Origin of the sequence: Heyndrickxia coagulans DSM 1 = ATCC 7050, assembly GCF_000290615.1 — a bacterium.
In the GTDB taxonomy this organism is placed as follows: Bacteria; Bacillota; Bacilli; order Bacillales; family Bacillaceae_C; genus Weizmannia; species Weizmannia coagulans.
The window spans coordinates 1-1,987 of record NZ_ALAS01000150.1 but is presented as its reverse complement, the minus strand read 5'-3'; the positions used below and the strand labels follow the sequence as shown (position 1 = coordinate 1,987).

General features: G+C 31.1%; 2 protein-coding genes. Both read right to left on the bottom strand.

Annotated elements, in window-relative coordinates; all coding sequences use genetic code 11:
- Positions 1 to 297: 297 nt before the first annotated feature.
- A complete protein-coding gene (locus IC21_RS07875; protein ID WP_029143145.1) occupies positions 298 to 999 on the bottom strand; it encodes an ATP-binding cassette domain-containing protein in 702 nt (233 codons plus the stop codon).
- A gap of 12 nt (positions 1,000 to 1,011) precedes the next feature.
- Entirely contained in the window at positions 1,012 to 1,743 is a 732-nt protein-coding gene (locus tag IC21_RS07870; protein WP_029143144.1) for an ABC transporter permease, read from the bottom strand.
- Between the last annotated feature and the right edge of the window lie 244 nt (positions 1,744 to 1,987).

Here is a 1,987-nt window from a genome sequence, read left to right as displayed (position 1 = left end):
GAATTTTAGGAGCTGGCAAGCCTTTTTTTATGCCATGAAGCTCTGCACTTTTTTGTTGCAGAACTCTGTACTTTCATTTTGCACTAAACAACTAATTTCATATCATCTAGCCACAAGTGCTTTATTCACAACTTCTAATGCTTATTTCACCACTTGTAGTTAATAAAATTCATGGGAATGTTTTCTCCGTTTCATATATCAAAAGCCCCCCCCTTCATTGATCACTACGATTATAAAAAACAACAACCTTATCGAGTGTCTAAATTCATTAGAGGGCTAATGAAAGGATGGTGAAATTTATCCCTGTTCGATCATTCTTGCGAATGCCTCATCAGGGTTAATTGTGTTAAATAATTTTAACCAGTCTTGAAAATCGCCTTCATAAAGGACCTTACCTTTGTGTAGCAAAATTAAATGCGAGTCAATATAAGATAAGTCTTGAAGTTGATGTGTAGAGATTATGCAGATACGCTGATTTTCAATTAATTTCTTAAATTTATTCATAATTTTTAATCTTGATGAAGGGTCAACACCACTTGTCGGTTCATCAAAGATATATAATTTTCTCTCAATACTACTGAGAAGGGCTATGAAAAGCCACTTTCTTTCACCAACAGACATCTTACCAATTTTCATAGACCACAGGTGTGCCATTAATTCTCTTTCCCTACTATCCAAAAAGTCCAAGTAGTCATCAATTTGGTTACTTCCTTTTTTTCCAGATAATCTAGCTACAAACTTTGCAAAGTCTTTTCCTTTAATTTCGGGTGAGAAAAATATATTTTGAGTTAGATAAAGCATTTCCTTTTTATCAGGTAGTGATATTTCGCCTGTTTCCGGAGTTAAGTTCCCAGTTAAACAATCAAATAAAGTTGTTTTTCCAGCACCATTAAGTCCAACGATAACATTAAGCTTTTTAGTATTTAACGTGAAAGTAACACCATTCAACACATAATCTTTTGCTTTTTTATACTTATATTTCAAGTTAAAAACATGCAATTAATTTTCCCCCTAACGAGATGTTAACGATAAAAGATTAAATCGTTTAATAATAAAAAGTCCAACTACAAGGTATAGAAGAATCGATAAAAGTAACAGATAAAAATTATACGTATAATCTATGCCCATTAGCAGATTAATGACTATTTCCGTAATTTCATGAATGATATAATACGGATTTACATAGTTTAATAGATTACTACTTCTGCTATTTAATGAGAGAAAAAAAAGAGGATAAACTAATATATTCATAATTGTAGATAAATTATTAAACTTAATTGGAATAGCGGCGATTGAGACACTTGCAATAGCTAACGGGAAACTCACTAGTAATACTATTAAAGAAGATAATAACAAATTAAAAGAAAAGGCTCTGTAATAAATGGAAACTATACTTGTAAATAGAAGCAAACTAATTGCCCCGAAACTAATTTGTGTTAAAAGGATCGCAGTTAGAAAAGTATATCTATTGCCTGTAATCATTACATAAGTCTTTAATAAACCATATTCTCTAATTCTAGCTATTTGAAGTCCTATACCGTTTATGTAAGTTGATATAATAATGAATACCCAAAAAAAGGAAATATACTGAACTATTTCTTTTTCGTCTGTAGCATCGTTTAAAAAACCTCTTTGAAATACAAGAGCTATTACTACTGGAAAGATAACAGACCAAATAAGAGCTATTTTCTCTGCTAGTAACATCTTTAAGTACAGAAGATAAAATGCTAGTACTTGACGCATAGTATTTCTCCTCACTTTTCATTTAGTAGTCCGTAATAAGAAAAAGGTTGCTCAAAGAATTTTTTAAAAAATCACAAAAATATTCATAAGTAATTTCCTTTAGATTTTCCATCGTTTTATTCAAGTTGTTATAGTCAACTATGCTTCGGTTGTTACCTGAATCCGTGACGAAAATATAACAAACGCCGTTAATAGGTAGATTTCCCAAGAGTAAGGATATAGTGGTGTCCGACTATTCGATAAA

Coding starts and splice junctions, on each gene's coding strand:
- IC21_RS07870 (WP_029143144.1), bottom strand. CDS start 1,743: ATGCGTCAAGTACTAGCATTTTATCTTCTGTACTTAAAGATGTTACTA.